Here is a 24,260-nt window from a genome sequence, read left to right as displayed (position 1 = left end):
GATGTTAGACGTGGTCTTTAAGTCTATAAGTCCAGATGGGAGCGTCAGTATGATTCACTACATTTTCTGTAATGCTGCCGTTGAAAAGATGGGCAAGTCCTTTACGGGCGTGTGTTGCCATGGCTACAAGATCCATCTTTTCCACTGATGCAAAATTCAGTATGCCCTCTTGTTCATGTGTATAGCTTCTAAAGTAAAGCTTGTAGTTTGTAAGCCCATAATGTCTGACAAAGTCCCCTAGCGCTTCGTTTGCTTCAGCATCGCGTCTGAAATGCAGTGGTGTATTGATCAGTAGTATGTGCAAGGTTGCGTGAAGCAATTTTTGCAACGACTTTAGCTTCTGGATGAAATCTGTCTGGTTAAGATTCAACGTTGAAGGTAATAGTATATTTTTTATTGATTTTATAGCGATCGATTTTCGCACTGCCAACACCGGTACGGTTGAGAACCTCACAACCTTTTCGGTATTGGAGCCAATGAAAGTTTCTGTAAGACCGGAGGCACCCGAAGTGCCAATTATAATAAAGTCAATTTCTTTTTTTTCGATAACATTTGATATACCCGATACCAGGTCACCATAAACGATGTCAGTCGTCACCGGTACTGAACCTGCACGTTCTTTCATTTTTTGCAATGCCTTTTTTATATCTGCTTCCATCTGGGTAAAATAGGTCATATCATAGGCAATTGTTTCACCAGCCAATCCAACGTAAGGGCCAGGAGGTACGAGCACATGGACAAGAACTATTTCTCCTTTTGTGCTTTGTGCCCAGTCAAGCGCAACCGTGTATGCTTCGTTGGACTGCTGGGAAAAGTCAACTGGTACAAGTATCTTTTTCATAACTAAAATTTTAAAACTAAGCTACTTGCTTGAAAGGGTTTAAAGAATGAAATTAGTTTTGTCCGGGGATGATTTTCATCATACGCCGTGCAGAGGTAAATCATCACCTTTATTATGCTAGCGTTATAAAGACTTTTTTAGTACAGGTATACCTTTCCGAACAAAGCAACATGAAACATATACTCGTCCCATGCGATTTTTCAGAGTAGTCTCTTAATGCCTTTAAGTTTGCAGTTCAGTGGCAGAAGACTTCGTCTGCGGAAATTCATTTACTGCACATTATTGATCTTCCGCTACTGCATGACACGGTGTTAATGCCCGTGCTATCTTTCGAGGAAGAAGAACTTCAGGAACTACGAAAACTGGCTCTGGCATGAGCTGCGCTTAGTGACTTTAACAATGTCAGTGGCCGGATGTATAGCTGACCCACCAGAAACTGGTTATAGCGCCACCGGGATTTGTATCCCAGCGCTTTTTGATTCTGACATAAATCATTTTTCCCATTGACAGAGCTCATAAAGTACATTTAATAGAGTAATTACTTTAGTATAGTCCTTTAGGATAGGAACCTTGTACTTCTAAATGAATCAAAATGAAAGTATATACCGTTTCACGTCGGTTAAATGTATGTATGCCTTTCAGCACCAATAAAATATCAACAACAGTAACGCTTGTATTTTTGCTGATGGATATACTATGGCTTCTTTGGCCGATTTTATTCCGCTACCGCTAGGTAGCATGAGTGCATTTGATAATTCAATATATTGTTACAAACCCCCAACCTCATATATATGGCTTACAGTATCCTGCTAATTGAAGACAACCTGGAGATGGCCGATAACATCGCCAGTATTTTGGAACTAGCAAAATACAATGTTATACATGCGCTGAATGGCAAGATTGGTGTAGATCTGGCCCAGCGAAATCATCCGGATCTTATATTATGTGATGTCATGATGCCGGAGCTTGATGGTTATGGTGTACTTCATATTTTGAACAAAGAAACAGAGACCGCAAGTATTCCGTTTATTTTCCTGACAGCAAAAGCAGATAAAACAGATTTTCGAGCCGGGATGAATCTGGGAGCAGACGACTATATAACCAAGCCTTTCGATGGGGTCGACTTATTGAGGGTAATTGAAACGAGACTTAAAAAAAATGAGTTAATCAAAAGTGCTTTCGGGAATAACCCTCAGGATGTAAGCGCCTTTTTTAGTAAAACACGTGAGCTGAAAGATTTTCAGCGACTCTCTGAAAATAGACCCCAGCGGTGCTTCCGGAAAAAGGAACTGGTTTTTATGGAGGGACAAACTCCCAGCGACCTATATTTCATTGAGAAGGGACAGGTGAAGACTTACAAAGTCAATTATGATGGTAAGGAGTTAATTACAGGTATACACCGGGAAGGGGATTTCCTGGGATTTGTTCCGCTTCTTGAGGATAAGTCCTACAATGAAAATGCCGAGGTGCAGGAGGATTCTAAAATAACGATTATTCCGAAAACAGATTTCATCACGTTAATATATTCTAGTAAAGATGTCGCCAGGAAATTTATTAAGATGCTTTCTAATAATATCGAGGAGATGGAGAACCGGTTACTTGATATAGCATACCAATCGGTGAGGCAGCGCGTAGCCAATGCGTTGCTTAAGATGAGCCAACGATTTGCAGGTGTCAACAAAGACGGACTCATTACCATTGCCCGCAAAGATATTTCCAGTATTGTAGGAACGGCCACCGAGTCACTAAATAGAACACTTGCTGATTTTAAAGAAGAAGGTCTCATCGAGATTTCGGGCGAAGGACTCAAATTAGTAGATATACGCAAGCTTGAAAAGTTGTTGCATTAATATTCAGTCAAGAATATTCCTATTACATTATATAATACATTAAACCAACAGTTATGACAAAGAACCTGAATATAGCTGACGCTATTGTCAAGCTTACTCTGGCATTCCTGGTTATCGTCTGTTATTTTACACGGGCGATCTCCGGGACAGTTGCATTGACCTTGGTGGCATTGTCGCTCTTAGTGCTAGTTATTTTTTTTGCAAAACTTTTTCTGATATTTATAACGATGGACTAGCAACTTATTGGGGTGCCCTTTTGTATCGATGCTTATGACGGGGATCATTTGTCCGTTATTCATTCTTCCCTTTCAATCTCTTCTATAGTATACGCACATAGCCCAATCCTATGAATCTAATTGAACAAGTTAGCGCCACCGATTAAGCGGGCAGATAGTAAATATCAGATATTCTTTCCAAGATGTATACTACAGGCATGTGTGATGATGAATATCATTGATAATGCTTTTAGTATATAGTTACTTTGACGCTTAGAGTATAGATTGATGATTTCTTTTAAAGCCATCTTGGGTTTTTTATTTGGATTGCAGGTCGCTGCGGTTGTTGTTCTCGGTGTCCTGTGTTATCAAAATAATGATGACGCACGGCTGTCATCGTTTAAGGTGCGGAATCCACGTGCGGTAATCCATCCGGCTGATGAAATGGCATCAACCTATAGTAATATATATGCCAACTTCGGGGCTGTTCTCTATAGCAATGATTCAACCTATGGTCCAGGCGATAAGGCCTCACGGGCAGATTTGCCGGCTCAGGTGAAAGACATGGTATATCTGACGCAGGATAACAAAGACCGAAAAGAAAGGATTGATTCGCTTGCCCTGCTGCTGCATCAGCTTACGCTAAAGGCTGATTCAACAATAATGATCAATAATACAACACGACAAAATCTAAGCGATAGAAATAAGATACTGACGAAATATACTGGACTTGCAGACTTCATAACAGCCAAGATTCATCGCATCAAGCAAGCTGAAGAGCAATTGCTTGCTGTGCGAGAGTCTGAGCATCAGCAAAGTATAGATCGCTTTAAAAGCATAGTTACTCAATTATTGATTGGTATTGTTATTCTACTGACTGTTGCTTTCTTAACAGTACGCTATAATTTCAATAAGCGGATGGATATTCAAAACGAATTGAGACGGACAAATGTACTCTTTGAGAAAGTGTTCTATGAAAGCCCTATAGCAATCGTTGTTAGCGAATACGATACGGATAAAATATTGAACTGTAACAAGGTGTTCGCTTCCATGGTAAACGTTGATGTGAATGGTCTCATTGGAAAGTCAGTAGCTGAATGGGGAGTTTTTGAGAATGATAAACAACGCAACGAAGGCTATATTAGACCTCATAACAAGGAACCGATCTTTACATCTTTACATGTCCATGAGATACTCTTGTATGATCGTAAGTGCTTGTTAACAGCCATCGTTGACTTATCAACTCTCAAGCGCGCCGAAGATAATATAAAGCGCACGCTTGAAACCGTAATTGAGTTGAATGAACTTAAATCACGGTTTGTGACGTTGGCTTCTCATGAATTCAGAACGCCGTTAACAACCATCTCATCTTCTGCATTCCTGTTGGAAAATTACCTGGTGGGTGTGGATCGGGCGAAAGCCGGAAAACATTTAAGTCGGATTAAATCAGCTGTAGGCGGTCTCACCATTATGTTAGATGATTTTCTTTCTGTTACTAAAATCGAAGAGGGAAAGGTGAAGGCCAACTGCCATCGAATAGATATCAAGAGGTATCTCCAGGAGGTTTGTAACAGTCTTCAGGTAATGGCAAAGCCAGGACAAATTATACATTATACACATAGTGGCCGTACCGATGTGAACACAGATCCCATGTTGCTTGGTAATATCCTGAATAATCTGGTTACCAATTCAATTAAGTACTCGCCTGAAAATTCGCCGATCTATGTATTATCTGATGTGAACAGTAAGATTCATCTGTCTGTTCGGGATAAAGGTTTAGGTATACCGGAGGCCGATCAGAAACATCTTTTCGATCTATTTTATCGTGCTTCGAATGTTGGCAATATACAAGGGACTGGTCTTGGGCTACATATTCTAAAGCATTATGTACAAATGCTAGAGGGATCTCTGACCCTGGAAAGTAAACCAGGTGAAGGTACCTGTGTACAAATTACACTTGGGCACACGAGTTGATAGCTTTGGCTTTACTATAGTATTCCCCATACTTTTATAGCGATTGAAATCAGTATAACAATCAGAATGATTGTCAACAGTATATACTTCCTGTGATGTTTCATAGACTCATGTATTTTTTTTTGATACTTGTTTTAAAATGATATTGTAAGGTACGATGACCGTTATCGCTGCAATATGACTTTTTGCGATTACAAGGTGATTAACATCATAGAGAAAGAATAGTCATTATTCGTATATGACCACCGTCATGTTTATGAGAGCCTGCCGGTAATATCTTTAGGAAAAACAAGATGGCTATGCAAGTTCAAACGATAAACACCCCATGGCGCGACAGGCGGGAGGCAGGATATTTGCTGGGGCATAAACTCGACATATATCGATACCATGACAGCGTGGTGGTAGGTATACCGCATGGAGGCGTTGAAGTGGCATCGGCTATTGCTGAGGTATTGCATATACCGCTCGATGTAATGCCATGCAGAACGATTCCTCATCCGGCTGACAGCAGGAGAAGTATAGGATCTATCAGTGGGGATGAAGTATATATCCACGATTGCTCCCACACAATTCCGCAAGATTATATCAGTCATCAGATCGCTACATTCCGATGGGAGATGATGTGTGAAAACAGACAATACCATAGAACAACCGGTAAGCCTATATCTCTTAAGCATCGTCAAGTGATCCTGGTAAATGATGAACTGGTCTGCAGTGATAGTATGATAACGTGTTTACGATCCATTCGAAATCAAAATCCTTCGAAAATTATAGTCGCAGTTCCCGTTATAAGCGTTGAAGCTGCTGATGTTATAGGTGCTGAGGCCGATGAAGTAATTTTTTTAAAGAAGGAGGTATTTCCAGAATTTCAGGATGTATATTTTGTTAATAATCCCACGGTTGATAATGTGGGTATAGAAAATTTGTTGGAGGTGTCGAAGTATATACGATAATGTATGAAATCTATTTCGCGCTTGTTCAGGATAAAGCATTTTGACAACGAACTGATTTATTGAAAAGGCGGAAGGGTTTACTTCCGCCTTTCAACGCTCCGCTTGGACGAACATCAATCATGCATATACCTCTACATCAATTTCAATTTTATTGTCCACAACCATTACACCCGGTGCGGCCCACGCAATATTTTCAGCTTCTTTCTTTTCTGCCCACGACTTTACTTTACCGCGTAGTGTTACCTTGTTCCCTGCAGCCTCTATGTGTATCGAAGATGAATCAACGGTTGCACTCCGGTGGTATGCAGCGCTAATTTTGTGCTGTATATCTTTAGTGTCTATTGGTTTTACTTTTACGCTGACATTGTTTGTAACACCCCGTACGGATAAAAGATCCTCAACGCATTCAATGGCATATCTTTTCTCAAATTCAAAGTCTACTGCGCCGTCAAGATATACCCATCCTTCGTCCACTTTTACTTCAATGCGGTCTTCGTTTACCGCACTGTTCCAACGAAGTGCATTTCGTACAGCTTCAGCAATTTCGGTGTCGGTGCGTTTGCCCATGTTTCCGATCTTGACTTCGATATCACAGGCTACTACCTTTACGCCCAATACGCGTTGTGCTGCCTTCTCAGCAGCAATTTTTTTCCAATAGCTATCCAATATTCCGGAAAGTGTAATCACCCCATCTTTGGAGGCAACGCCAATCTCTGTCGCTACATTTCTTAGCTTGGGATCCCACTTGATCTCTTCCATGACATCTTTGCGCAGTTCTTCATTTGTTTTCATAGGATTTTTTTTAGTTGGACTATTATTAGGTACACAACTTTTGTGCACGTGTGTAAAACTATATAACACTGACCCAACAGGATATGATGCAGATCGTCTGTATAAAAAACTTTGATCGCCTTCGAGCGGATCAACAGAATATGCAACCCATGCCTATCGCTACAAATTGGCAGGTATGTATAGTTGTTACTGCACCGCCAGATACAGTGACTGATTCAATGAATAAAATCGCAGACATTGCTGTTAGGGGGTCTTGATATTTTGATTGGTGAGAATGACGAATTGGGATGGAGACAGTTTAATCTTTATGAAGTGGCGACTTCCATCTTCATTCTTTAATACATGTATCTTTCCTTGGCCACCATAGCAGTAGCGAAAAAAGCTGCCTTCCGGATTCAGGTAACTATCAACTGCTATATATTCTTCATCATCTTCAAGCTTTGAGCTATTGTAAACGAAGATCATTTCTTCATCAAATAAAATACGGGAGAAGGCCAGCATGCAATCCTGTGTCAGCGGTAGCTGAAATTTTCGACCATCTTGTGACGACTCGCGCATATACATTCGTCCGAACTTTAATACAGGACTGTTTTTTCGAATTGATGCCAGTTGGGAGATCTGGCAATATATAGTATTGTTTTTGTCGAGTGCATTGGTCTTCCTGTCATCCAGGCTAAACATTGATTCCCGGACGGCCCAGTCTCCACTACCAGCACCTTGAAAACCCTGTTCGGTTCCGTAGTATATGCAGGGTGTACCCAGAGCACACAGCAGAAATCCTATACCCGCAATGATTTGTTGCGCCGTGGCCTGATGTCCGAACCTGGCTTTTATACGTTGCCCGACTTGATCATGATTGTCAATGAATGTGACCAGAAACTCACCAAACTCACCGCGAGACATGGCATTTTTTCGTAACGATTCGTATCGATCAATAAGCTCCTCTGGTGTTGCTTCTCCAAGGATCACACTTGAAAGAACATGATATAGCCGAAAATCCAGCACCGAGTTAAGACCATAATATATAGCGGTGTCATCAACATTAATAGATGTTTTAGGGCCTATATATCGGTTATACATTTCTTCGGGCCCTAGTAATTCGCCAAATAAAAAGAAGTTTCGTTTACCAAGCTTGTAGGCATACTCTCGTATGTGAGAACAGAACTGGCTGATTGTTTTTTCTCCCATGTGTTTGACAGCATCCAGCCTGAAACCATCCACGTCTGTTTCGCGAATCCAATAGCAGTGAATCTTCGTGAGAATCTCCTGAGTATAGAGAGCTTCAGGTGAATCATCGTGTCGAAAGGCTTTCAGATTCATAAAGTCTCCATCGCGAGTTTCCGGGTAGCTGTCGAAATTTCTAATCTGCCCTTTTCTTGCATAGAGATCCGGGTTACGCAATTCAATTGGACTAGGTTTGTCTTCAAATCTCCATTTGCCGAAAGGAAAAACGACACCATTGTAGTAATAATATGCTGCATCATCAGGATAGCTCCAGTTGTTCCCTGAATGGTGTAATACAATGTCAAGGAACACGCGCATGTTGCGTACATGCGCTGCGTCTACCAGATTCGCCAAATCCTCTGTTGTTCCAAAACGCTTGTCTATTTTCGTATAGTCTTGAATGGCGTAGCCATGATAGGACTCTTCATTATTCTCAAAAACTGGGCTTAACCATAGTGCGGTACATCCTAAATCTAGTATATAATCAAGGTTGTTAATGATGCCTTGTAGCGTACCGCCACAGGATCTTTGTAATTGCTCAGGAGTGCCGTACCCAGTCGTTTTTCCACCGCTCTGAACCGCAGAGCGGTGGTGGTTATCATGAAACCGGTCAACCATCAGAAAGTATATTACTTCTTCGCGCCATTCCCGGCCGCCATTTACCCAATATTTTTTGCCTGGTTTGGGAGATAAGTCCAAATCACGAATCGATTGCCTGCTCATTAAAAGATATCTTTTATTTTATATGCAATGTGACTATAGCTAAATGTTTCACCCTTGGTTTTACCTTCCATAGCCTTGTACAGTGGACTACTCGTTGATATACCTATATATAGATGCCCGTCAACCGTGAATTTTTCCAGACTTGCAGAAATAAAGAATGTGTGATGATTGGTTACGACAACTGCCCCAGGTGCCACATGGTCGCGAGCAACGTCTTCCGACAGGTGAAGTATTCGGAGTATATCCAGTTCGGCGTTGGCAAATTCAAGCTCTTTATTAAGAGCGTTGACCTCCGTTGTCTGCATGGAGTTAAAGGCAAGATCCTTCTGGTCATACGACTCATCATGATTCGTCTGCTGCCCAGCGGTTAATTCTTTGATTCGTTCCTTGAAATCATCGATTAAAATTTGTTGTCGGGCAACGCATGCATCAAGGATTTTTTTTCGCAACCTCTTCTTATCTATAGTTGATATCATGAAACGAATTTGCGACACCTTCAGTCAAAATGTCGTAACCGTTATCATCAAACTGTCTGACATTCATCATCAAGTACCTGGCTACCTCGCGATAAACGATGTAGTCCGTATACATGTAAAGCGGCAGACTCTGAAAGATACAAATACGGCACAGCTTTCGAATGCAACGGACGGTACACAGACTCGCTCATGTCTATAGCTATAACTTGTTGATCTGACTAAACTCTTTACAAAAGATGACAGCGCTCATCGTGAGAGGAGATAGGACACTATAAATTAGAGCAAAGTTTATAATAATTTATATATGAATAATGGAAAGGCAATATTAGCCGTGCTCGCTGGTGTAGCGGCAGGTGCTGCATTGGGTGTTTTGTTTGCGCCTGATAAAGGTTCTGATGTACGAAAAAAAATATCGCGGAAAGGAGAGGACCTAGCCGATGCACTCAATGATAAAATTGATGAGAAGTTTGACGAGTTGTTGGCGGCCGTTACTGGTAAGGTAAAAAAAAGTACGTCACCAAATGATATTTTCACTAATAAAAAAGAAATGGTAGACTGAATAAGAATGCTGTTTGTGCTATTTATATATAGGCGGATCCTATCTGCCTGTATATAGCATGGTTCAATAGAGCAGGAGCAGTGCCAGGATGATCGAATTTTTTTTGCTGGATGCTTTCGTAAAAACTACTCCTGCCATTTTTTGCTTAGACAATTTCAATAGGTTTCTCTGCTGGATCGGGAATGATAGTATATAGTTTCTTTGGGAGATTGTGCTCTCATGAAAATATCAACTTCATTTCTTTCTTTCCGATTCGCGTAAAGATATTTCCCTTTTATTCAAAGAAATATACTATGGATTTCTATCCCTGGATTGGTATATTTTCGTTCTGCGACGTCCTAACTGTCGGCAAGGCTTCTGCATGCTGTTGGGTAGGCTGGTCGTAATGTAAATTGTCAATGGCAGTACGAAGGTGGTCGCTCACATCACTCGCTAATTCCCTGAGCTGAGTAGAGGTAGCTATCAGTGGAATAGTTTCCGTTGGATTAACAGCGGAAACTTCAACGGTGTTGTTCTCATGCTCCTGGATAACAATATTGCAAGGAAGCATAAGGCCCATATGTGAATCTATACTCACGGCCTTATAGGCAAATTGCGGATTGCAGGCACCGAGAATTTTGTATTTTCTGAAATCTATAGCAAGCTTTTGCTTGAGTGTTTCGTTCAGGTCAATGGTAGTAATTATACCGAAACCCTGCTGCTGGAGATTGAGGGTAATCTTTTGAACTACATCTTCAAAAGGAATATTTAATGTACGTGAATAGTAGTAGCTCATGAGTGTTTTGTTCAAATTGAATATTATGTATATCTATATATTATCGTGATGATACAGGCTTTTTTATGGCTCAGACTTTTGTCACAGATATATTCTTACCGGGTGATATTTGCACTTGGGTAATAGGTTTATACATGGATTGCCTGTTGTTAAATGTTGAACATGATCCGCTAGGGCACTTCCACAAGTTGATTTAATTTTGCCTCTGCTTCACCTATATTTTGAATTCCACGTATCATAGCATCGGGGCTAAATGAGACCGAGTCGATTCCGCATGAAACCAGAAAACTGGCAAAGGTTGGATCATCGCTGGGTGCCTGGCCGCATAAGCCGACCCTTAGCCCTTTTTCGTGTGCAACGTCAACAAGTTTTTGGATAAGCATTTTCACGGCGGCATTATTTTCATCAAAAAGGCTGCTAATAATTGCGGAGTCCCTGTCTATGCCCAGTGTTAGCTGTGTAAGGTCATTGGACCCGATGGAGAATCCATCAAAGAGCTGCGCGAATTCCGTTGCCAACAAAATGTTACTTGGTAGTTCTGCCATTACATATACTTCAAGCCCGTTTTGTTTTCTTTTCAATCCAAAGGTTGCCATAGTTTGAAGTACTTGCTGTGCTTCTGCAATGGTGCGGCAGAACGGTATCATAACCTTTACATTGGACAGCAACATTTCTTCACGCACTTTTTTTACAGCGGCGCACTCGAGACCAAAACCTTCACGGTATCGCTCATGGTAATACCGCGAAGCACCACGAAACCCAAGCATTGGATTTTCTTCTTCAGGTTCGAAGTACCGGCCTCCCAAAAGCTTCATATACTCATTTGTCTTAAAGTCGCTCATCCGTACAATTACATCCTTCGGGTAAAATGCTGCAGCGACAAGACCAATCGATTCCGCTAATTTTTCAACGAAGAATTGCCTCTTATCAATATAGTGCCGTGTTAAAGCATCGATTTGCTTTTTCTCTGGATCATCCGGAAGGTCATCGTACTTCACCAATGCCATCGGATGGACTTGTATAGTGTTACTGATCATGAATTCCATTCGAAGTAAACCAACACCTTCATTGGGATAAGATGCATAATGCAACGCCTTCAGCGGATCGGCAAGAATGAACATCGGATGCGTGCGGGTGTGAGGTATGGAATGCAATTCAAGTTTCTTTTCCTGCCATTGCATGCGGCCAGTATATACATATCCTTCGTCACCTCCCGTACAGGACACAGTGATTTGCTGCCCGTCAGTCAGTTTTTCTGTTGCACTCATCGTACCTACTACTGCGGGAATGCCAAGCTCGCGTGCCACAATAGATGCATGGCTGGTTCGTCCTCCTTTGTTTGTTACTATGCAGACTGCTTTCTTGAGCAATGCATTCCAGTCGGGATTGGTGATATCTGCCACGATGATATCTCCAGGTTTAACTTTTGCGCTATCGGCAAGCGACCTGACTATAGATACATTTCCAGTGACAATGGAACGCCCGACAGCCTTACCAATCAACAAAGGAGATTGGTGTGAGATCATGTGATACTCCGTGATGGCAATGGATCTGCGATTAGCATGTACGGTTTCGGGGCGTGCCTGTACAATGTATATTTTGTTCGTGGCACCATCTTTGGCCCATTCAATATCCATAGGAGTACCGTAATGTTTTTCAATTTGAAGCGACCACTTGCCTAAAAGATGGACCTCTTCATCGGAGAGAATGAACTTGTCGCGGAGCGAAGAATTTGTTGAACGCCAAACGGTATTATTCTCGCCCTCGCCGTATACCAGCATTTGCTCTTTGCTACCAAGGCTTCGATATACTATACATTCCCCGTTGTTTTCAATAGCGCCTTTAAAGAGGTAATATTCATCGGTATTTACCGCACCTTGCACTACACTTTCGCCTAAGCCCCATGCACCGGTTATATATATAATATTCTTATTTCCATTTTCGGGTTCAATGGTGAAAATTACACCCGCACTGCCAATGTCCGATCGCACCATAAGTTGTATTCCCACAGATTGACCAACTTGCATGTCTGTAAAAGCATTGTCAATGCGATATTTTATAGCACGATCATTAAAGAGAGAAGCATAACAATGCTTAATAGATTTTAATACATTGTCGATACCGGTTACATTTAAAAAAGATTCATGTTGTCCCGCGAAGCTGGCCGTAGGTGAATCTTCAGCAGTCGCACTACTGCGCACCGCCACAGAGTGACTCAATCCTTTTTCCAGCAAGCGGCTATAGTATTCTTTTACAGCCTTTATCACCGGCCCGGGTAAATTACCAGAATGCACAAGTTCTCGACACCTCGCTCCGACACTGGACAGATTTGATAGCGACTGTCGGTCAAGTGTATTCAAAACATCCTGAACGCGTTGAGCCAGGTTATCAAATTCCATAAACTCATAGTAAGCGTCAACACTGAGTGCAAATCCGTCAGGTATCTGTATACCCAGATGCGAGAGGTTGCTGATCATTTCTCCCAGCGATGCATTCTTGCCACCAACTTTAGCGGCATCTTTTGCAGAGAGGGTATTATAGGGATATATATATTGCTTCATATGATGTACGTGGTTTCGGGATGGAGGAACGTCTTCATTTTTTATGCATTTATTTTCAAAAAGTCATAGCCTAGATTCCGGTTATCAAACGACTTTGAATGAGCGTGCTATTGAGTAAGACCAATTTTTCCATTGATCCAATCTATTTGTACCGCTACACGTTGTGTAATAGGGGATGCAATTTTGATGTCGTTTCGGAAAGTGATACCCGGTATATTTCTCACTACCTGATCGACCTGTTGTCTCAGCTTTACATTATCTGCAGTGCCGGTGATGATAACGTACCCGTTGTTTACCGATGTGCGTAAGTCGGATATTTTTTCCTTGAGAGACGGATTTTGGGTTAATGCTTCCTGCACATCGTGCTGAAGTTCTTTGCTATTTTTCATGACGTAAGAATCTATGGGCGTAAGTAATTATTTTAAAACATCAGCTGCCATGATGACCGTCATCAGTAGTAAAAATAGTTGTCACGCAGGAGGCGCTCTGTGTTGGAGGAAAGGTCTTCATTGCATAAGATATTGTTGCATATATATCAGCTGATAAGAAAAGAGTGCCTGTGACACAAATCATACTTTCTGACCAGCATTTGTCATGGTGATGCCAGGGGGGGACGGTATATCTTGAGTTACCAATCAAGAGTAATACGGGTATGAAAAAAAGCATTCTTACAGTTCAAGACGTATTTACACTTCTGCTTCAGGAAATGTATTTCACTGAAGACAGGTTCCGCCACGAACTTGCTTCATACATAAGTCAGGTTACGTCTGTCACATTGAAGGAGGAGATGAATCGGTATGCCGAGAGCACACAGTATAAACTGCTCAAACTAGAGCGAATCTTTAATTATCTTTTTAATGAATCGAGCTCAAGGAAAAGCGAGGTGATTGAGAAAATGATAGCTGAGACGAATACGATCTTGCAGGTTGCTGACTCCGGATGCATGAAAGATATATTGATGATGGGATGTATACAGAATGTTAATGCATATAAAACAGCGAGCTACCGTACGGCCTGTTTATTTTCCGTTGTGTTGGAGTTGGATACCGTGGGCGATCTTTTGCAACAGATATTGAAATGGGAAAAACAGGCTGGGGATGCACTGGCTTTGCTTGCCAGCCGGGAATTTTGTCGGTTAACGGGAGAAATTTCTAAACAAGAAGACAATGCTTGGAAAATTGACTGAAGAACAGGTCGATCATGTCCTGCACGAACAGTTACTGGGCAGAATCGGGTGTCGTGCCAAGAATAGAGTATACATTGTGCCAGTCACGTATGTATATCATAAAGGGTATATCTACGCCCATTCGAAAGAAGGAGAGAAGATACGTATGATGCGGAGTAACCCGGAAATATGTTTTCAGGTTGATGCTATTGAAAATATGACTAACTGGCGAAGCGTAGTGGTGTGGGGAAAGTATGAGGAGCTTAAAACTAAGAAAGAGCAGGAGGCAGGTTTGAAGATCATGGCAGACCGGCTGGCGCCTTTTACAATCAGCGAAACCATAAGGCCTTCACAAGGGCCTTCGAGGCCTCCGGAAGTTGTTGAGAAAGGATTCAAAGCTGTAGCATACCGGTTGAAAGTGCTGGAGAAAACAGGCCGGTTTGAAAAGAATGACCGCTAGTAGTATACATTAATTAACCTATATATTATGCTTCTTGAATTTGATAAATATGCTGTAAAGGGAAATGAATTCCTGAACAGGCTGGAAGAGAACCTGCAAACAACGGATCGGGCACATGCAGCAAGGGTACTGCGCAGTACATTTCGAGTGCTCAGAAATCATTTAACGTTTGAGGAATCTTTGCAATTGCTGGCGCAGTTGCCAATGGTGATTAAAGCCGTTTACGTTGATGGCTGGCGGAAGGGCAACCACCGGAAAATAAAAACCATGGATGATTTGCTGATCGAGATTGTGCAGCAGGATGGTTTGAATGCCTGGGATGATTTTTCGGATAAGGATGATATAGTTAATGCTGTAAGGGCGGTCATTGATACAATGCGATTGTATGTAAGTGCCGAAGAAATGGAGCAGGCATTGGGGACGTTACCACGCAGAGTTCAGGTTATATTTGAAGAATCTGATATATAATATAATAGTTGTTGTTGGTTTTGAGTCTCTGTTGCGTAAGGGCAGAGACTTTTTTTTAAATCTTTACTGATTTATAGGCGCGATGAGGTGGGTTACGACCTATATGTATCAATATGCATGATATGGTCTTTTTTTTGATTTTATCGTAACCTCGTTAATGCTTGCACTGGAAAGGGCTTGTGCGGTATACATGTAATTGCTTCTACGGAATTTTGTATTCCAGATATACTTAATGACTTTTTTTACCAGGTGATTATTTTGTGTTCTCTGATCCAAGAATCATGGATATAGTCTTCCATTTAGGATTGGAATCCGCCACCAGCTTGGCAATGCCCACAAACGGAACAAAGAGTATCATGCCGGCCATACCCCACACTAACCCACCGGTAAATATGGCCAGGAGCATAACCAAGGTGTTAACGTTCAGGCGACTGCTGACGGCTATCGGGAAGATAACATTTGCTTCAAGGTATTGCACAAAAGTAAAAATAGCGATTATACCTACTGGGTACCAGATAGAGTCGTATGTTATCCATGCCATGGTAATAGGAAGCAGCGATCCGGCAATAATCCCTATATAGGGCACGAACGTGAGTATAGAAGCAATAAACCCAAAGAGAACAGCGTGTGGTACTCCCAGCAATAACAATCCAATGCTGTTGAGACTGCCGACCGCTATATATACCAGGGCCATGCCTTTAATGAAGTTGTAGTATGCTCTTATGGTGAGGGTTAATATCTCGCGGATGTGTCCCCGTCTTTCATCGGGAAACAGCTTGGTAAGATTGTTTGCCCAAAATTTTCTATAGTACAGAATCAAGAACGCATATACCGGTACAAGGAAAATCATAACCAATGAGAAAGCAGATGTTGTAAGTGTGTTCTTTATCATTTGCAGTACGTTAGACCCCGACTGTTCAGAAATTTTTGTGAGGATACTGTGCTGTTGGCTTCTGCTCATTCCAAACACTTCTGCAAACATTTGACTGAGGTCGTTAAACGATTGCAGAATCTTTGTCTGTACCACAGGCCACTCGCTGAGAAAACCGAGAAACTGAGTGATCAGCAAAGCAACCATTAGAATACCTAATATCAGCAACAGCAGGATGGCGGTGATTACTGCTCCCGCGCGGCTAAACCCTTTTCGCTCCATCCATGCACAAACCGGCTGCAGGACAAAGCTGATTAACAATGCAAAACTAAAAGGTATAAATATACTTCTGCCAAAGTATAGAATTATTGAGCCATATACAAAATACTGAAGTAATGGTAAGGACGTGAGCGAAGCCTGTGAATGTCGTTGTGGTTGCATGTATATCGCATTAATATTACTACTATTCCCTCGGTCTTTACGGCTTTGATCTGCCGGTTTTGACTGTTTCATAAACGTAACATGAAAATGAGCGACATTGTATGATATATATCAGGACGAAAACTGATTAAGATTTGGTGATCATATGAATGAACGGTGAATTTTTTAACTTGAGTTATATCCCGCAAATGGGAATGAGCTATATTTAAGGATACCACAATTATCTAACCCATTAGTTGAACGAATTAGATCAAACGTGCATGGGATCGAAAAGTCCACTCGATATGCGAAGGTATATAAGACCGTAATATTTCTTTTCCCAAATACCGTATCTGTTTTGAATTTTTTAAGGCAATATTTTTGCGGTCTATTGGTTAGATTAGTTGCTGTATATAGCTATCAAAATCATTATAGTTGTAGTTATAGCGCTGTGGATTTGTGTAAAATCCTCCGGAGTTTTCCATAAATCCACGGTTGATATATATAAATCGATGAACTATGAAATAAATCCACAGCCCTCGGTTGAAAATTAAATGTTCTAAAACTTTTTCAAAACAAGAACCATCTATCTAAATGAGTTAAATCACTCACCTATGAGAACGTTTCTAATTATAATTTTACTGCTACTAAACTCCCTTGCATCGACAGGTCAAATTCAGACTCTCGAGGACACATTATCAAACTACCTGGATGAGACAAGGGCGGTGACGTTTGCCAACAAAGGGTTATGGTGTCTTGATTTGTACTCTCCAATCCTTTTCGTTGACCCCAATACAAGAATTGTTTACGCGAATGACTCTGACGTTGATGGTATTTTAAAGCAAAGTAAGCGACTATATATTGGGCAGCTACCAAAATCAATAAATATTGCTAATACAGCATTGACATGGGGTGGCAAAAGATGGGCAATGATTATACTACCTCTGCCCAATGACAACCATGACCGGCTTAATCTTATAACACATGAGCTCTTTCATCGAGTTCAGCCGCAACTCAATTTTAATCTGAATAATGCCGATAATAATCATTTAGATAGAAAAGATGGAAGAATATACTTACGACTTGAACTTGAGGCTCTTAGGAGAGCTATTCTTTCAAGTTCAGACAAAACAAGGCGCACTCATATCTCAAATGCACTGACCTTTCGAAGAGCGAGGTATCAACTTTATCTAAAAGCGGATTCAATAGAGAATTTACTTGAACTCAATGAGGGGATTGCAGAATACACAGGATTAGTTTTAAGCGGAAGAAATGACCAACAAATTCTAAGACACATCACTGAGGTCTTGTCTCAATTTTTAAACAATAAGACCTTCGTACGCTCATTTGCATATCAAACAACTCCTATTTATGGCTACTTGCTTTCAAAAAGCAAAAGATACTGGAATAAGGATATTTCGGCTAAAACAAACTTGTCGGATTATTTTCAGAATTCTTTTGGGCTTAAAGTACCTTTTAATGCTCTAGACAAGGCAGCAAGTATTTTAAAAAATTATAGTGGAGAGGTGATAATTAGTGAAGAAACGAAACGAGAAGAATTGAATATTCAACTCGTAAAATTCCAAGTTGCAAGATTCATAACTAGCCCTCATTTTGAATTGTTATTTGAAAAAATGAATGTTTCTTTCGACCCCCGAAACATTATTTCCCTAGAAGAATTTGGTACGGTTTATCCAACTATAAGAATTACGGACAACTGGGGAATCCTGACTGTACAAAATGGAGCACTGATGAGTCCAAACTGGAATAAAATAACAATCACAGAACCAACTGAAAGTAATTCGAATATTGTAAAGGGAGATGGGTGGACACTTGAGTTAAATGTTGATTTATATACTATCAGGAAGGATATTTATTCAGCCAATTACCATTTAACAAAGAAGTAGATTAAAATTATTGCATGAATGAAGTATGGACCAGACCGCATTTATTCCGAGTTCAAGATTTGGCAAAGGTTTGTTCACAGGCAGAAGCGGAGGAATATATATATTCCTCCGAGACTTCACTCCGGGCAAGATGATCCATTTGGTAGAGAATGGGTCCCTGGTGTATTTGTTGGTTTGAAGAAGACAATCACTATATTGGAATTGATCCTAGGTTTTTCTGTCTTTCTTTATTTATGATTTTTCGTGAAAAATCGGTTGATACTGGCGCTGGTAAATTGATTTTTGTTCTTTACATCATAGCTATTGTTTTACCCTAACTTGTAAGCTTCCTATATTTAGGACGTCCACAAATTCATGCTTGATTTTCGGAATTTCATTGTAGACTTTACAAAATCGCTTTATAAGGGTTATCAGTAATCTTCCTCATTGGTTTTCAGTTTTTGCATGTATACCCAGAAATTCATGCCAATGCTTACCGTAGCGGGATATATATCAAAGTAAAAGATACTTTCCTTCTGCGATTTTCTTCTCTCTTTGTGCTATAACTATATTTTGATCTTTCCCTCAGTATTGTATTTGTGTGAATGAGGTTTAGTGTTTTGACTCAACGAAATCAAATGTAATCCACACTTACGATCCCTACTTTTTCTGTTTTCCCTCTGAGCAGGATCATTCCGAGCGTTTCGGTTTTCATACCGTGACCTGTTTCTATTTTTTTTAGTACGTATTCAGAAATGATAAGATCCTTTTTATATTCATTACAAACCCCTTGTATACGTGCAGCCGTGTTTAAGGTGTCACCGTGGTACGCAATATCCTTTTTAATTTCGCCTATCTCGACAGCTGTTACCTTACCCATATGGACACCCGCCTTGAACTCCGGCAGTAAGCCATAGTTTGTTGTATAATATTCAGCCCTGTTCTGAAACTGTTTTTTGCAGGCAAAGTAAAACCGGATACAGACGTGATTCTTTAATCCTTCGTGCACAGGCCACGTTAGGACAATTTCGTCTCCCACATATTGGTAAACCTGTGCCCTGAAGGGAAATAGCACTTCATTAATATCGGCAAAGCAGTCACGAATGAATGCGCTGTATTTCAAATGACCTAATTGTTCAGCAATGGTTGTTGATGATTTTAAATCCATGAACATAAAAATGCGTTCTTCTTCTCTTGGATTTCGGTATCTTCCGAGAAGCAACGGTGCCAGTACTCCGGGGCCAAATTTCTTGTTTACTTGATTCACGAAATTGATGATCAATGTCATGAATAAGTAATAGATCAGCAGTAAATTGAATGTATGCTTCCATGAATCATCGCTCAACATGGCCGCACGTCTATTTAATGATGGCGCAATCAACAAGTCAAACAATACAAACCGCAAAAGGAATAAAAGGATAAACAAAAGTGTCAATGACCAGAAGGCCTTAATCAAAATCACTTTTCCGAGAGATAGTTTTCTGAAAAAATTTCGATCGAGGTAATAATCAGATACCCCGAGGCTGACTCCATAGACAATCCCCAGGACTATAGCCACCAACATCAGGGAACCTATACTTACTGACAACGGAAGGTTGAATTGTGAAGCAATTATTTTCGACTGCTGATTTATAATAGCAACAAGCAGGAGGTTAGCAATTGTCCAATAACTTGCCTGAGTGCCGACATATGCAAGAATAGGAAATCTGGCGGTGAAGTCCTGTGCCACGGTTGTGTATTCAAATCGCTGCGACATGTAAAATTGCTATAAATTTGGTTAGGCAATTAATTGGTGAGTTAAAGTTAAATGTTGAATACTTTTCCGAGTTTCAAAATCTTTAACTGAATTTTTATTTTACTTTCTTTTTAAAGTTTAGGTCTGGTTAAATCTGTTAAGGCAGAATCAAATATTTCATAGTGAAAATTAGTAAAATTTTCTACGTCAACGTAGGGCGATGACGAATTATTGATTTACCCGAAGCAATCGAATTATATAAACAATAGTTGTTGATTGTTCAAAAAAGTATCACTCAATTTTATAACTCATACGTCATGGTTACGCATTCGAACCCTTCGGATTTTAGTATAATTGAAATATACTCTTCCGATACGTTCACGGATATGATGCGCAATACTTTATCACAATCACCCAGATCAATTGTCCATTCTTTTATTCCGATAACTCCATTCAGTATGGTCTGAAGCCTTGCTAATTTGCACTTGTCAATGTTGGTTTTGAATAACAGGATTTCCATGGTATATACTTTAGGTTTGTGCTATATATAGTCAGTATAATCGCAATGTTAGAGGTATCCCTCGTGAAATAAATGATCTGCCTCAATTCTGGAATGGCGGGCATCCGCTGTGCTCACTTCTGTTTTGAATGCCATTATACCGTGTAATTCGATATCTTCGCTGATGTCCCAGCTTGATATGCCACGTGCTATATTGAAATCAAATCGTTTTATGTTTCCTTTAAATTCCAGTTTCAATAGTTTCGTCTTTCCATCGGCATCCATCGTGGTGCCATGATCTGTTATTTCAAACACAACATATTTGTAAATTCCGCACAGGCAGAATTTACCATACAAGAGATACTCGTTATTTGAAATTTTCTCCCAATCGGTGCTTTGAAAGGTAATGGTTCTATATTCATTTACACGAAAGCAGGTTGAACCCTTGAATCTTCTTTCAAGCCACACGTCTTTTGCTTTTACGCTATCGGTATATATTGCCATCTTCAGGACAGCTGTTGATAGATCCGCTTCGAGTAAAAGCATCGTAGCGTCAAAATCAACGAATGTTCCTGTTAATGCTTCGCCCATGTTTCGGTCAAGCGTAAAACCAATGGAAGAGTTCCTGCTGTCGGATACACTGATTTCGAGAAGACTTGATTTTTTCATAGGCTGATAGCATTATTTTTATATATAGGATATCACGAAACGACCACACTTGTTTCCTTGTGTGAGGAAGGTTCTTTCCATCGTTCGATGATCAAGTATATAGCAGGTACTACGAACAGTGTAAGAATCATGGAGCTTGTTAATCCGCCAATAATTACCCAGGCCATACCATTTTTTATCTCAGAGCCCGGTCCTGTTGAAAGAGCTATCGGTAACATTCCGAGAATCATGGCGAGTGTAGTCATCAGGATCGGACGAAGTCGTTCTTTGCCGGCTTCCACCAATGCATCTTTTACAGCATGTCCTTCGCTTTTTAACTGATTGGTAAAGTCAACGATAAGGATTGCGTTCTTGGATACTAATCCCAACAGCATGATCATACCGATGATCGAAAATATATTCAGTGTTTCCATTGTGAGCGCGAGTGCCAGCAATGCACCGATCAACGCAACCGGAATTGAGAACAATACTACAAACGGGTATATAACACTTTCGTATAGCGCAACCATGATGAGATATACCAGTATAACAGCGGTGAGCAGTGCCAGTCCTAAACTACCGAAGGCATCGCTCTGATTTTTAACATCGCCCAGGTATTCAATCGTTATACCGGTTGGTATCGTTACCTGTTTTACTTTTTCTTTTATATCAGAAGCAACAGTACCGGTTGGACGGCCCACTACGTTTGATTTTACAGTGATGGAGTTTAACCGATCGCTGCGTTGCAATACACTTTCACTTTGCCCGTTACCAACATCAGCAAACTGACTGAGCAGAAAGGTTTGTCCATCGCTGTTGGTAAAGGGAAGGTTCTGTACGTCCGCTATATCGGAGCGGTTGTATTGATCGAGACTTATCAGGATGTCATATTCATTTCCTGACTGTTTAAATTTACTTTTATCATCACCGCTAAATGCATTTTGCAACGCATTGCCTACCTGACTGGCATTGAGTCCCAGCAAAGTCATTTTTTCACGGTTCAGTTTTACATAGATCTGTTGCTTCTGATCTTTTACAGATAGTTGTACAAATTGAGTTCCCGGTACAGTGGCCACTATATCTTTATATTGCTCCGCTACTTTTCGAACCTGCTCCAGGTCAACACCCTTAATAGCAATTTGTATAGGTGCTGAATTTGTGTTGCCGGTTATCGAGACAGGAGATACGGTAACTTTTACACCGGGTATAGATGTACTCAGAGCTTGTTGTATTTGCACGCCAAAGTCTTCTGAAGAGATGGTGCGTTCTTTGATATCTTTTAGACTAACGTTAAGTTCGGCAAGGTTGGCACTGTTACTGGTACCCGCTACACTTCCGCTTACAAAGCCGATGCTTGAAAATACTTTTTCAACATCCGGACTTTGCAGAACGATCTGCTCGGCCTGCTGTGTTACCATATTGGTTTGATAGATGGAAGCCGTAGGAGCTAGTTCGAGACTGATCATCACTTCGCCCTGATCGCCTGCCGGTATAAAGGCAGCACCAATAAAACCTTTTGCCACCAGCATGAGCGAACCAACAATGAGTATAATGACGCCCGACAGCAGGTAACGTTTTTTATGCAGCACAACGGTAAGGGTACGCGCATATAGATCCTTAATGGAATCGATGATACGTTCAAAGCCGAGGTTCAGTTTTCCCCACCACGTCTTCGGATTCAGTTCTGCTATCGATCCGAAGCGGCTCGCAAGCAGGGGCGTGATCGTAAATGAAACAAACAAACTCATGAGGGTAGAGAATACTACTACCAGTGAGAACTCGCGGAGTATAGCACCGATGATACCACCGGCCAGCGCAAGCGGCAGAAACACGACCACATCTACCAGCGTAATGGCCATCGCGGTAAAACCGATTTCCTTACGGCCATCGAGAGCAGCCTTTACGCGATTGGCACCCATTTCCAAATGACGGTATATATTTTCGAGTACCACAATCGAGTCATCTACCAATATACCTACCACTAAAGACATACCCATCAGCGACATCAGGTTGAGTGAGAAGCCCATGAGGTACATGGCAATGAATGTTGGTATAATAGACGATGGTAATGCCACGAGTACAAACAGCGAACTGCGCACACTATGAAGAAAGGCAAGCATTACAATGGCAACAATCAATATAGCTAACCCGAGGTCTTCGATTACCAGATCTGCCGAGCGAAGGGTATAGACGGATTGATCAGATGATATAGTAAATTTCAGGTCTTCCGTTGTATACTGCTCTTCCATTTGTGCGAAAGCCTTTCTTACTTTCTCACTTACATTTACCGCGTTGGCATCAGATTGCTTTATGATCTGGACACCGATTGAAGGTAAACCGTTAACGTGGTTGATGGCCGTTGTGCGAGCCGTGGCATCAATTACTTCCGCAACATCTTTTAAATATATACTTCCTTCTCCGGGTCTTTGCTTTACAATGAGATTCCGGATCTGCTCAATCGAATTTACATTGGCATCGTATTGAATAGATAGTTGCTCGTTGGTGGTCTCAATTCTTCCGGCCGGGAAAGATTGATTGGCATACTTAACGGCATCCGTCACTTGTGTGATGCTCATGCCATACGCGTTGAGTTTTTCCTGGTTGATGTTTACTTGTATCTGGCGTTCATCGCCCCCAATGATATTAACTTGTCCTACACCGGTAACATTTTGTAAAACCGGACGAAGTTGTTTGTCTACGAGGTCGTATAATTTTCGTGGAGCCAGTCGTGATGTGAGCCCGGCACGAATAACCGGTGTCTCCTCCAGGTTTACTTTACTCACAATGGGCCGGTCTATGTCGTCCGGAAGATCATTCAATACCTGGTCGGCTTTGCGCTGAATGTTTCGCTCGGCTTCATCCAGATCAATTCCGCTTTTTAACTGGATGGCGATCTGCGATACACCTTCCTGCGAAGTGGAAGAGATTTTATCAAGACCTTCTACCGAAGCAAATGCATCTTCCAGTTTTCGAGTTACCGAAGTTTCCACTTCTGCGGCTGATGCTCCCGGGTATACCGTGCTAATGGAAACCGTAGCTACTTCTATTTTAGGAAGCAGGTTATAGTTCAGTTTAAAATAACATTGCACTCCAAAGAGAATGAGCACCGTAAATATTACGATGATCAGTAAAGGCCTTTTAACGGCTACTTCTGCTATTGACATG

At 41.1% G+C, this 24,260-nt stretch carries 22 protein-coding genes; 10 read left to right on the top strand and 12 right to left on the bottom strand.

The window, feature by feature from the left end; all coding sequences use genetic code 11:
- Window positions 1–4 precede the first annotated feature (4 nt).
- Window positions 5–841: a universal stress protein gene (locus B5Y40_RS22010; RefSeq protein ID WP_079688990.1), complete on the bottom strand. Its 837-nt coding sequence runs from the start codon at window positions 839–841 to the stop codon at window positions 5–7.
- A 791-nt stretch (window positions 842–1,632) separates the two neighbouring features.
- Here B5Y40_RS22010 and B5Y40_RS22005 point away from each other — a divergent pair.
- The 4 genes from B5Y40_RS22005 to B5Y40_RS21990 all read left to right on the top strand — a co-directional run bounded on the left by B5Y40_RS22005 (window position 1,633) and on the right by B5Y40_RS21990 (window position 5,833).
- Window positions 1,633–2,691, top strand: coding sequence for a response regulator (locus B5Y40_RS22005; protein WP_079688989.1), 1,059 nt, complete (start codon window positions 1,633–1,635; stop codon window positions 2,689–2,691).
- Between the two features lie 53 nt (window positions 2,692–2,744).
- Window positions 2,745–2,927 (top strand): hypothetical protein, encoded by a 183-nt coding sequence (locus B5Y40_RS22000; protein WP_079688988.1) that lies wholly within the window; start codon window positions 2,745–2,747, stop codon window positions 2,925–2,927.
- Window positions 2,928–3,194: 267 nt separating this feature from the next.
- A complete protein-coding gene (locus B5Y40_RS21995) occupies window positions 3,195–4,880 on the top strand; it encodes a sensor histidine kinase (RefSeq protein WP_079688987.1) in 1,686 nt (561 codons plus the stop codon).
- Window positions 4,881–5,179: 299 nt separating this feature from the next.
- Complete coding sequence (locus B5Y40_RS21990; protein ID WP_159453777.1) at window positions 5,180–5,833, top strand: phosphoribosyltransferase family protein; 654 nt, start codon at window positions 5,180–5,182, stop codon at window positions 5,831–5,833.
- Window positions 5,834–5,950: 117 nt separating this feature from the next.
- Here B5Y40_RS21990 and B5Y40_RS21985 read toward each other — a convergent pair whose 3' ends face one another.
- From B5Y40_RS21985 to B5Y40_RS21975, 3 genes are all read right to left on the bottom strand, one after another.
- Window positions 5,951–6,625 (bottom strand): BON domain-containing protein, encoded by a 675-nt coding sequence (locus tag B5Y40_RS21985; protein WP_079688985.1) that lies wholly within the window; start codon window positions 6,623–6,625, stop codon window positions 5,951–5,953.
- Between the two features lie 243 nt (window positions 6,626–6,868).
- Window positions 6,869–8,572: an alpha-amylase family glycosyl hydrolase gene (locus tag B5Y40_RS21980; RefSeq protein ID WP_079688984.1), complete on the bottom strand. Its 1,704-nt coding sequence runs from the start codon at window positions 8,570–8,572 to the stop codon at window positions 6,869–6,871.
- Entirely contained in the window at window positions 8,572–9,048 is a 477-nt protein-coding gene (locus tag B5Y40_RS21975) for a hypothetical protein (protein ID WP_079688983.1), read from the bottom strand. Before B5Y40_RS21975 ends, B5Y40_RS21980 begins: the two co-directional genes overlap by 1 nt.
- Between B5Y40_RS21975 and B5Y40_RS21970 the strand changes: the two genes are divergently transcribed.
- Both B5Y40_RS21970 and B5Y40_RS21965 read left to right on the top strand, forming a co-directional pair.
- Entirely contained in the window at window positions 9,047–9,247 is a 201-nt protein-coding gene (locus B5Y40_RS21970; RefSeq protein ID WP_079688982.1) for a hypothetical protein, read from the top strand. The genes B5Y40_RS21975 and B5Y40_RS21970 overlap by 2 nt on opposite strands.
- A 105-nt stretch (window positions 9,248–9,352) precedes the next feature.
- Window positions 9,353–9,607 (top strand): YtxH domain-containing protein, encoded by a 255-nt coding sequence (locus B5Y40_RS21965; protein ID WP_079688981.1) that lies wholly within the window; start codon window positions 9,353–9,355, stop codon window positions 9,605–9,607.
- A 301-nt stretch (window positions 9,608–9,908) separates the two neighbouring features.
- Here the strand turns inward: B5Y40_RS21965 and B5Y40_RS21960 are convergent, their stop codons facing one another.
- From B5Y40_RS21960 to B5Y40_RS21950, 3 genes are all read right to left on the bottom strand, one after another.
- A complete protein-coding gene (locus tag B5Y40_RS21960; protein ID WP_079688980.1) occupies window positions 9,909–10,382 on the bottom strand; it encodes a DUF302 domain-containing protein in 474 nt (157 codons plus the stop codon).
- 170 nt (window positions 10,383–10,552) lie between these two features.
- Window positions 10,553–12,943 (bottom strand): phosphoenolpyruvate synthase, encoded by a 2,391-nt coding sequence (gene ppsA / locus B5Y40_RS21955; RefSeq protein WP_079688979.1) that lies wholly within the window; start codon window positions 12,941–12,943, stop codon window positions 10,553–10,555.
- A gap of 107 nt (window positions 12,944–13,050) precedes the next feature.
- A complete protein-coding gene (locus B5Y40_RS21950; RefSeq protein ID WP_079688978.1) occupies window positions 13,051–13,332 on the bottom strand; it encodes a BON domain-containing protein in 282 nt (93 codons plus the stop codon).
- A 263-nt stretch (window positions 13,333–13,595) separates the two neighbouring features.
- Between B5Y40_RS21950 and B5Y40_RS21945 the strand changes: the two genes are divergently transcribed.
- The 3 genes from B5Y40_RS21945 to B5Y40_RS21935 are packed head-to-tail and all read left to right on the top strand — an operon-like array spanning window position 13,596 to window position 15,036.
- On the top strand, window positions 13,596–14,129 hold the full coding sequence (locus tag B5Y40_RS21945; protein WP_079688977.1) for a YciE/YciF ferroxidase family protein: 534 nt from the start codon (window positions 13,596–13,598) through the stop codon (window positions 14,127–14,129).
- Entirely contained in the window at window positions 14,110–14,568 is a 459-nt protein-coding gene (locus tag B5Y40_RS21940) for a pyridoxamine 5'-phosphate oxidase family protein (protein ID WP_079688976.1), read from the top strand. The genes B5Y40_RS21945 and B5Y40_RS21940 overlap by 20 nt, the downstream gene beginning before the upstream one ends.
- Before the next feature lie 27 nt (window positions 14,569–14,595).
- The gene (locus B5Y40_RS21935) at window positions 14,596–15,036 is read left to right on the top strand and encodes a DUF2267 domain-containing protein (RefSeq protein WP_079688975.1); all 441 of its coding nucleotides are present in this window, start codon (window positions 14,596–14,598) and stop codon (window positions 15,034–15,036) included.
- A gap of 253 nt (window positions 15,037–15,289) precedes the next feature.
- Here B5Y40_RS21935 and B5Y40_RS21930 read toward each other — a convergent pair whose 3' ends face one another.
- Window positions 15,290–16,420 carry an AI-2E family transporter gene (locus tag B5Y40_RS21930; protein ID WP_245840701.1) on the bottom strand — a complete coding sequence of 377 codons (1,131 nt, stop codon included), beginning with the start codon at window positions 16,418–16,420 and terminating at the stop codon, window positions 15,290–15,292.
- Window positions 16,421–16,941: 521 nt separating this feature from the next.
- Between B5Y40_RS21930 and B5Y40_RS21925 the strand changes: the two genes are divergently transcribed.
- Window positions 16,942–18,234, top strand: a complete 1,293-nt coding sequence (locus B5Y40_RS21925; protein WP_079688974.1) for a hypothetical protein — start codon at window positions 16,942–16,944, stop codon at window positions 18,232–18,234.
- A gap of 613 nt (window positions 18,235–18,847) precedes the next feature.
- Here the strand turns inward: B5Y40_RS21925 and B5Y40_RS21915 are convergent.
- The 4 genes from B5Y40_RS21915 to B5Y40_RS21900 all read right to left on the bottom strand — a co-directional run bounded on the left by B5Y40_RS21915 (window position 18,848) and on the right by B5Y40_RS21900 (window position 24,259).
- Window positions 18,848–19,942 carry an adenylate/guanylate cyclase domain-containing protein gene (locus tag B5Y40_RS21915; RefSeq protein WP_159453776.1) on the bottom strand — a complete coding sequence of 365 codons (1,095 nt, stop codon included), beginning with the start codon at window positions 19,940–19,942 and terminating at the stop codon, window positions 18,848–18,850.
- 307 nt (window positions 19,943–20,249) lie between these two features.
- Window positions 20,250–20,468, bottom strand: a complete 219-nt coding sequence (locus B5Y40_RS21910) for a hypothetical protein (RefSeq protein ID WP_079688971.1) — start codon at window positions 20,466–20,468, stop codon at window positions 20,250–20,252.
- Window positions 20,469–20,516: 48 nt separating this feature from the next.
- On the bottom strand, window positions 20,517–21,116 hold the full coding sequence (locus B5Y40_RS21905; protein WP_079688970.1) for a YceI family protein: 600 nt from the start codon (window positions 21,114–21,116) through the stop codon (window positions 20,517–20,519).
- Window positions 21,117–21,148: 32 nt separating this feature from the next.
- Complete coding sequence (locus tag B5Y40_RS21900) at window positions 21,149–24,259, bottom strand: efflux RND transporter permease subunit (RefSeq protein WP_079688969.1); 3,111 nt, start codon at window positions 24,257–24,259, stop codon at window positions 21,149–21,151.
- Window position 24,260 lies beyond the last annotated feature (1 nt).

Origin of the sequence: Ohtaekwangia koreensis (genome assembly GCF_900167975.1) — a bacterium.
Classification (GTDB): Bacteria; Bacteroidota; Bacteroidia; order Cytophagales; family Cyclobacteriaceae; genus Ohtaekwangia; species Ohtaekwangia koreensis.
Note: the sequence above shows the minus strand (reverse complement) of the source record. Positions and strands in the feature narration are given on the sequence as shown.

Bases quoted from the DNA above. Each gene is read 5' to 3' on its own strand.
- B5Y40_RS22010 (WP_079688990.1), bottom strand. From the start codon at position 841: ATGAAAAAGATACTTGTACCAGTTGACTTTTCCCAGCAGTCCAACGAA.
- B5Y40_RS22005 (WP_079688989.1), top strand. From the start codon at position 1,633: ATGGCTTACAGTATCCTGCTAATTGAAGACAACCTGGAGATGGCCGAT.
- B5Y40_RS22000 (WP_079688988.1), top strand. From the start codon at position 2,745: ATGACAAAGAACCTGAATATAGCTGACGCTATTGTCAAGCTTACTCTG.
- B5Y40_RS21995 (WP_079688987.1), top strand. From the start codon at position 3,195: ATGATTTCTTTTAAAGCCATCTTGGGTTTTTTATTTGGATTGCAGGTC.
- B5Y40_RS21990 (WP_159453777.1), top strand. From the start codon at position 5,180: ATGCAAGTTCAAACGATAAACACCCCATGGCGCGACAGGCGGGAGGCA.
- B5Y40_RS21985 (WP_079688985.1), bottom strand. From the start codon at position 6,625: ATGAAAACAAATGAAGAACTGCGCAAAGATGTCATGGAAGAGATCAAG.
- B5Y40_RS21980 (WP_079688984.1), bottom strand. From the start codon at position 8,572: ATGAGCAGGCAATCGATTCGTGATTTGGACTTATCTCCCAAACCAGGC.
- B5Y40_RS21970 (WP_079688982.1), top strand. From the start codon at position 9,047: ATGAAACGAATTTGCGACACCTTCAGTCAAAATGTCGTAACCGTTATC.
- B5Y40_RS21975 (WP_079688983.1), bottom strand. From the start codon at position 9,048: ATGATATCAACTATAGATAAGAAGAGGTTGCGAAAAAAAATCCTTGAT.
- B5Y40_RS21965 (WP_079688981.1), top strand. From the start codon at position 9,353: ATGAATAATGGAAAGGCAATATTAGCCGTGCTCGCTGGTGTAGCGGCA.
- B5Y40_RS21960 (WP_079688980.1), bottom strand. From the start codon at position 10,382: ATGAGCTACTACTATTCACGTACATTAAATATTCCTTTTGAAGATGTA.
- ppsA (WP_079688979.1), bottom strand. From the start codon at position 12,943: ATGAAGCAATATATATATCCCTATAATACCCTCTCTGCAAAAGATGCC.
- B5Y40_RS21950 (WP_079688978.1), bottom strand. From the start codon at position 13,332: ATGAAAAATAGCAAAGAACTTCAGCACGATGTGCAGGAAGCATTAACC.
- B5Y40_RS21945 (WP_079688977.1), top strand. From the start codon at position 13,596: ATGAAAAAAAGCATTCTTACAGTTCAAGACGTATTTACACTTCTGCTT.
- B5Y40_RS21940 (WP_079688976.1), top strand. From the start codon at position 14,110: ATGCTTGGAAAATTGACTGAAGAACAGGTCGATCATGTCCTGCACGAA.
- B5Y40_RS21935 (WP_079688975.1), top strand. From the start codon at position 14,596: ATGCTTCTTGAATTTGATAAATATGCTGTAAAGGGAAATGAATTCCTG.
- B5Y40_RS21930 (WP_245840701.1), bottom strand. From the start codon at position 16,420: ATGAAACAGTCAAAACCGGCAGATCAAAGCCGTAAAGACCGAGGGAAT.
- B5Y40_RS21925 (WP_079688974.1), top strand. From the start codon at position 16,942: ATGAGAACGTTTCTAATTATAATTTTACTGCTACTAAACTCCCTTGCA.
- B5Y40_RS21910 (WP_079688971.1), bottom strand. From the start codon at position 20,468: ATGGAAATCCTGTTATTCAAAACCAACATTGACAAGTGCAAATTAGCA.
- B5Y40_RS21905 (WP_079688970.1), bottom strand. From the start codon at position 21,116: ATGAAAAAATCAAGTCTTCTCGAAATCAGTGTATCCGACAGCAGGAAC.
- B5Y40_RS21900 (WP_079688969.1), bottom strand. From the start codon at position 24,259: ATGTCAATAGCAGAAGTAGCCGTTAAAAGGCCTTTACTGATCATCGTA.